We start from the raw sequence: 7,194 nt of genomic DNA on the forward strand, positions 1-7,194 counted from the left end.
ATATCAAATTCTACCCATAATTGTTTTTCAAAATCGTCATCAATGATTACAATGAAAATGGGAATTTGCTGATTCAGGTAGTAATTTAAATGTTTGTTTTCACCAGTGTATTTATAACCTGACTTTGTTTTTGCCCTGAAATATGAATTTCCATGTTTGATTTGAATACCAATAAGTTTTCCAGTTGTATTACCTTCAACAACTAACTCAATATATCCATCAATACCAGAATCGTTTTCTTGACTAACCGGGTGATAAATGCATTTTAATTTATTTACTACAAAAAATTGAAAAAAGGCTTGTCCTTCAACACCTTTTTGTGAAGATAGATTTCTTTTAGGAAACATGTTGTTTATCCTTTCATTATATTTTACTAGTTTAATCATATCATTATTTTAGAAACATAAAAGAAAGGTATTACTATGAAAAGAAAAATAAAATACTATCAAAAGGGGCACTGATAATCTTCGTGACACTACACTTATCGTTACTTTTTTATTCTTCAACAACAGTTCATGTAAGTAATCTTATGCTAGATGAAGACAGTGGCTACTGCCACCTATATGGGTGTTGACTGTATAATAAAGCAGAGACTATTTCTTCCAAAAATAATAAACTTAATCAAGTAGAAAAATTCAAGACAAATGATACTAAATACTTATAACTATACATCTGTATTCAACTATTTGAATCATGATATACTTTAAATTAGATACAACTTCTGAATGGATCGAATAAAACCTATGACTATTAAAAAAATGATTTTAGACATTGTAAATACAGAATCTAATTCCTTGAGACACTCTTATATTGCGATTGAGAAATTAGTAACTACTGTGTTGTACGATTATATTTCAAAACAAGAAAAAGAGGTGTACTCAAATTATCGTATCCAGAGTTCAAGCAAATTTTTAGAATACGATATTTATGCTCCTGATGGATTTGATGAATACACTGGAAGCACTGTTTTAGAAGTGAAAATATTTAGGCATAAAAGGCAGTACAGAAGATTAATAAATGATACTGTGGGAAGATTTGCTACACAGGAAAAACGAATGGAAAATCTTATTATTATTTTAGTTGGAGAATCGCCCGATATTTTAGATGAAAGCCTTGTCAGAAATAGTAGCACAACCTTTAAAGTGGATATTTGGACAATTGATAAATTAATAGAAGTTTGTGAAAGTAATATAGATTTATTTTTATCTACTTGAATGAATTTCATAATTTGAACCCTTAGTCTCGTAAGGCTTTCAAGACACGAAAAAAGGAGTACCTCCCCAAAAGTCGAATTAGTAAGTTACCACACAAAACTAACGACTGGAGGAAGACTCCCTTATGACTATTATACGACAAGGAAGCCTATTTGACCTGCAAGATTTATATGATTTAGAACCTACCCACCGTTTTGAAGCGGTGTTTTCGACAATTGAGATTGATCCGATTCTAGCTGTTGTATCGAAAAAAGCCCTTTATGGTGCGCCTGTGCAGCTGAACTACGCAGCGATGATTTACTCACTTACAGCTAGAATTCTTGAACGAATTCCTACGATTAAAGATCTTATTAAACGTTTAAAGAATGACTACATGTTCCGTTTAGATTGTGGATTCCTTTTTTCTGATGCGATTCCATCTGAAGCATCTTATTCAAGAATGCTCACAAAATTAGAAGAATCAGATGTTTTAGAACGTGTTCAAGAAACGCAGATTCTTCAAGCCATCATCGAAGGATTTGTCATGGACGACACCATTGCCATCGATGCGACTCATATTGAAGCTCGTGATCAAGCGCCAGCGAAAGAAAAAAAAGCGAAACCGGAACCCAAAAAGCGTGGACGTAAATCAAAAGAAGAACAAGAAAAATGGCTTCAAGAACAAGCTGAACGCGAAGCAACTCTGTCGGTTTTTGAGAAACCCATTGAAGCACAACTTGATGTACCTCTAAATGTATTACGTTCAACCGTTCCAACTGACCCTAAATGGGGCATTAAGAAAAATAGTGAAGGAAAGAATGCTTATTGGTACGGATATAAAGGACACCTAGCCGTCGGAACCAAGAGTCAGTATATTCTGCAGTCGCTATTCTCATCTGGTAATCTGAATGATGGAAAAGCGGCAATCCCTTTATTAAAAGGCATTCGCGAGCGTCTTTCTATCCTTCTGATCTCTCATTGTACACTGGATGCAGGGTACGATTATCCTGCTATTTATGAACAAATCTATCGGATCGGTGCCCAGTCCATTATTGCGTATAACAAGAAGAATGAATCAGAACCAGTAGGCTATGACAAGTATTTTGCCCCTACTTGTGTTCGTGAGCATTCATATCGGTATGATAGTTATGACCCAACTTATGAGACACTAAAGTATACACGTCCAAAAGAGTGTAAAGACTGTCCGCTAGCAGAAGATACGCTCTGTCAGAAAGTCTATAAAGTGAAAATCACGACGGATCTACGTCGCTATACAGCGCCAGCCCGTGGTTCAAAAGCTTGGAAAAATCTTTACAAGCAAAGAAGTGCAGTCGAACGCGTCATCGCTTATCTCAAAGAATTCTTCCAATTAAATAATGTTCGTTACCGTACAGGAAAACGAGCAAAAGTACATTTTGATTTGACGCAATTAGTTTATAACGGAGCAAAACTCGCATGTGATCGCATAGCAAAATTACTCTCCGAAAAGGAGATGACCCAGGCAGCTTAAATTCATTTTCAAAAATCAATAAAATGAAAATTGGATTCTTGCGTGATTCATGAGATAGGCTTTATGAAATTGACTCACTTACGATAATTTGAATAAATTTCTTATTAAAGATACTATATCTCAAGGCATTAAAAGGGATTCCCAATCCGATGAGAGAGAAAAACAATTGTATATTGAACAATTAAGCAGAGAATACCATAACGATAATTTAGTATTGTTCCTGGGTGCTGGAGCTTCACGCAAAGCCGGAATAGCAACTTGGGATGCTTTAATTTCAGAACTTTTTGTTGCACTTATTAATCAAGAAATGAATAAAAAAGGTATTAAATTAACAAATTCGGATAAAAAATCAATTGTTAATTCAATTCAAAATCAAAATGGCTATTCCCCTCTTTTACAAACACGCTTCCTAAGACAAGGCTTTGAAGAAGAATTTACAGACCTTGTGAGAGATATATTATATAAGGATGCTGTTGATACGTCACATCTACTTGAAGAATTAGGACAATTATGTGTTCCCAATAGAGGAATGACTGGTATTAAAGCCATTATAAATTATAACTTTGATGACTTGATTGAAAAAAATTTAGACAGATTGAGGGTTAAGTATCATTCCGTCTATAGTGATGGAGTTAAAATAAATTCAGATGAATTGGGGATTTATCATGTACATGGATTTTTACCCCAAAACAAAGAAGAATATGAAGATTTATCAAAATCTCTTTTGGTTTTTTCAGAAGAAGGATATCATAAACTTTTATTAGAGCCATATAATTGGGCGAATATGACTCAATTAAACTATTTAACCAATGATGTTTGTCTATTTATTGGGCTATCCATGACTGACCCAAATCTGCGAAGATTATTAGATATTGCATCTCAAAAGAATGTCGAGGAAAACCCCAATCACTATGCAATATTGAAGCGTTTCACCATAACAAGCGATAACAATGTTGGTGATGATATTATGACATTCAATCATGTAAACGAAGAATTGCAGGAATCATTCTTTAAAGAATTAGGTATTAACATTATTTGGGTAGAGAGTTTTGATGATATCCCTTTAATATTGAATAGAATAAAAAGATAGTGTTATTTTCAAAAGAAACAAGTAATTTAAACAGGTGCTTGTTTTTCTTTTGTTTCTAAAGGAGTACTCCAGTTTTCAAAAATAAAGGAAAATGAATTAGAGCAAGCGATAAGAATCTACTTTATCACTCTGTTCTAGTTGCTTTTATTTTTTAATTGATAATAATAATTTTTAGTTTGTCCATCAATTATGCAGATAAATTGGGATAATATCAAAACATATAGATTTACTTAAAAGCCAAAAGTGCAATTGCCCTAATCAGAACTACCTGTTAACTTTTTGAAAAGCAAGTTCTATATATTACAATTAGACGTTCATAGTTGAGCGTCTTTTTTTATTAAAGAAAAAAGTCTCTTATAAGTTTAGAATCTACTCCAAGTACATCAGTACTCATGAATTGTTTTATAGCCAAATTTAATCCGAAGTTGTCGCTATAATCACACAGTATTGTAAGATGTTTTTTATCTATACCTCTTACAATCGAATTTAAATTTTTTCCACTCTCTTCTGCTTCTTTTTTAGAAAAATATAAAATCAAAAACGGCTTACCATCTGCATCTATATTTCGAATATATGTACCAGTTACCTGTCCACTATCCCCTTTTTCCATTAAGCAATAAAAAGGTTCACCAATGACTGATTCGTCAGGTAGCACCACCTGTAAGCGCTTCTGAATTACTGCGGCAAGTAAAGACTCTTCACTTCCAGAAATCAATTCGATTCCGTGATGTTCAGCAAACTTATTGGCACCACTTTGGTAGCCTTTAGGAGCTACCATTACACCCACTGAATTAGGAATATCTTCTAAAATTGATTTTAAAGCTAATACTTTTTCTTTTGAGACTTTACTATGCCAATTCTTGCACTCAAAGATTACTTTGTGAGTGATACCATTTAGCTCAAATTGGTAATAGACATCTATATTATGTATTACACCTGATTTACCAACTATATTGTGCTTGTTCTTGACTTCAATATCTTTATTAGCAAACTCTGATAGTACTTGATAAACGTATTGAATCAATGATTCCAGTCTATCTCCCTTAGTTTTAAACATGATTTAACTCCTTGCTAATATTACCTATTGTTAATCATAACATATTGAATAGCATGATGAAAAGACTAGTAATTATTACACTTGTGTACTACATGTTTATATTTCACTTATTGTTTTAAAGTCTAAACCCAAACTTTCTAAAAAACTTTATCAACTTCAGTTTCTTTGATAAGTTTTCTCAAATTCAAGAAGTCCATTAAAATCACCACCTATGTTCTAAATAATAAAATAAAAAGATTTAGTCTCACTCTAATTGAATATTACCTAATACTATACGATAATAGGTCGAAAGAAGGAAATAATTAGTAGTTTACTTTTAGAGAATGGAGGAATAAAATGTATATTTCTGGCATTGAAATTAAGAACTTTAGGAGTTTCGATAATATTAATGTCGAATTTCATGAGGGTGTTAATGTATTGATCGGTCACAATAATTCTGGTAAATCAAATTTATTGCGCGCTTTGGCTATAATATTTGATAGCTCAGTCAGAAAACAACTATCGGTAGAAGATTTTAACAACTCCTTAACAATAGAATCTTTAAAAAGCGAATCTCCAAAGATAGTAATTTCAGTTCGTATAACGCAGTCAGAAAATGAAAATTTGATGACAGATGAATTAGTCACAGTAAGTAACTGGTTAACCAGACTAGAAGAGCCTTATGAAGCAAAGATACAGTATGAATTCTTTTTACCAATCTCCGAAGAAAGGAACTATATTAATATAGTAAGCAAAGCACACTCTACGGAAGAAATATGGAATATAATTAGAAGTCAATTTATTAGGTTATACATTAATAAAACTTGGGTAGGTAATCCAGAAAATCAATCCCCTGTAGACAATGATAGTATAAATAAATTTGACTTTCAGTTTTTAGATGCAATACGAGATGTAGAACGGGATATGTTTAGTGGAAAAAACACTTTATTAAAAAATGTAATAGACTTTTTTATAGATTACGATATAAAGTCTGACAAAAGTATTACAGAAGAAGAACAGAAAAGGAAACTACAAGAAAGAAAAGATATATTTTCTGCCAACTCACGTGAGCTGATCAAAACTATTCATGAAAGATTAAATAGAGGAAATAAAGAAATTCTATCTTATACAGATGGGATTGGGGCATCTTACGATAAGTCAATACCAGATTTTGAAGGTAATCTTACTGAAAGTGAAATTTATACTGTATTGCAATTAATAGTTAAGCAAGAAACGGGAATGACAATACCTATAACTTATAATGGATTAGGTTATAACAATTTAATTTTTATGGCTTTATTACTGGCTAAAATGCAGGTTGATTCTGATGGGAAATTCTTAGGTAGTAATGCGAAAGTATTTCCAATATTAGCTATTGAAGAACCAGAAGCACATTTACATCCTACTATGCAAAATGAATTCATTAGATTCTTAAAAAATAATTTTAAAAATAAAAAGGTAAAACAGATATTCATAACCACCCATTCAACACATATTTCATCAGCAACAGATCTTGATGATATTGTTTGCCTGTATACAAATAATAATAAAAGAAATGTTAGTTATCCTGGAAAAGTTTTTGGTGAAAATAAGATTAAAAGCAAGAAATACGTGCAACGTTTCTTAGATGCTACTAAATCAAACATGTTGTTTGCAGAAAAAATAATTTTTGTTGAGGGAATGGCTGAACAATTATTATTATATGTATTTGCAGACTACTTAAATAAACCTTTAGAAAAGCATCATGTCGCAGTAATAAATGTAGGCGGGAGATATTTCGAACATTTCTTACATTTATTTAATAGTAATAATAAAGGTACCATTGATCGCAAAATTTCTTGTATTACTGATTTAGACCCAGTGCGAAGGAAGAAAAACGAAAATGGCGATAAGAAAAAAAATAATTTTAAAGCATGTTATCCATTCGAATACAAGGCAAATTTAGATGAATTTGACTACTCAACTAATACTACAGTAAATCAATATCTAAACGAAGAACATTGCAATATAAGAGCTTTTGTTCAACCTGAAAAGTATGGAAAAACACTTGAGTATCAGCTTATACTTGATAATCCTTCATTAAAGTTGTTACTTACAGAATCGATTGCTAATAAACAACAGTTAACTGAATTAATGGATTTATACAGTGATAATGCACCCTTATCAAAATTAATTAGTACTTTATCAAGTTCTAAAGAAAATAATAGAATAATAGAATCTTTAAAAAATGTAAGTGACGATTGGAATGAAGATGATAAAAAGAAAGCTCTGATAGCATCTAGATATCTAAATTCCGTAGGTAAAGGTGAAAATGCTCTAGAATTAGCCTCAGTGTTGAAAGATAATTTAGAATTAAAGGGACAGG

The 7,194-nt window shown here is 31.8% G+C and carries 6 protein-coding genes; 4 read left to right on the forward strand and 2 right to left on the reverse strand.

Features of this window, described 5'->3' with window-relative positions; all coding sequences use genetic code 11:
* On the reverse strand, positions 1-347 hold a 347-nt coding region (locus JCM9152_RS20620), incomplete at its 3' end, for a DUF4365 domain-containing protein (protein ID WP_158318467.1).
* A gap of 396 nt (positions 348-743) precedes the next feature.
* Here JCM9152_RS20620 and JCM9152_RS20625 point away from each other — a divergent pair.
* From JCM9152_RS20625 to JCM9152_RS20635, 3 genes are all read left to right on the forward strand, one after another.
* The gene (locus JCM9152_RS20625) at positions 744-1,214 is read left to right on the forward strand and encodes a hypothetical protein (protein ID WP_148296569.1); all 471 of its coding nucleotides are present in this window, start codon (positions 744-746) and stop codon (positions 1,212-1,214) included.
* Positions 1,215-1,338: 124 nt separating this feature from the next.
* Positions 1,339-2,703: an IS1182 family transposase gene (locus JCM9152_RS20630; RefSeq protein ID WP_035347616.1), complete on the forward strand. Its 1,365-nt coding sequence runs from the start codon at positions 1,339-1,341 to the stop codon at positions 2,701-2,703.
* A 166-nt stretch (positions 2,704-2,869) separates the two neighbouring features.
* Complete coding sequence (locus JCM9152_RS20635) at positions 2,870-3,793, forward strand: SIR2 family protein (RefSeq protein WP_035347618.1); 924 nt, start codon at positions 2,870-2,872, stop codon at positions 3,791-3,793.
* A gap of 337 nt (positions 3,794-4,130) precedes the next feature.
* Here the strand turns inward: JCM9152_RS20635 and JCM9152_RS20640 are convergent, their stop codons facing one another.
* On the reverse strand, positions 4,131-4,850 hold the full coding sequence (locus JCM9152_RS20640) for a restriction endonuclease (RefSeq protein WP_035347620.1): 720 nt from the start codon (positions 4,848-4,850) through the stop codon (positions 4,131-4,133).
* A 336-nt stretch (positions 4,851-5,186) separates the two neighbouring features.
* Between JCM9152_RS20640 and JCM9152_RS20645 the strand changes: the two genes are divergently transcribed.
* Positions 5,187-7,194: ATP-dependent nuclease (locus JCM9152_RS20645; RefSeq protein WP_035347621.1), on the forward strand; the 2,008-nt coding region annotated here is incomplete at its 3' end.

Source organism: Halalkalibacter hemicellulosilyticusJCM 9152 (assembly GCF_000513115.1).
GTDB lineage: Bacteria > Bacillota > Bacilli > Bacillales > Bacillaceae_D > Halalkalibacter > Halalkalibacter hemicellulosilyticus.

Bases quoted from the DNA above. Each gene is read 5' to 3' on its own strand.
- JCM9152_RS20625 (WP_148296569.1), top strand. From the start codon at position 744: ATGACTATTAAAAAAATGATTTTAGACATTGTAAATACAGAATCTAAT.
- JCM9152_RS20630 (WP_035347616.1), top strand. From the start codon at position 1,339: ATGACTATTATACGACAAGGAAGCCTATTTGACCTGCAAGATTTATAT.
- JCM9152_RS20640 (WP_035347620.1), bottom strand. From the start codon at position 4,850: ATGTTTAAAACTAAGGGAGATAGACTGGAATCATTGATTCAATACGTT.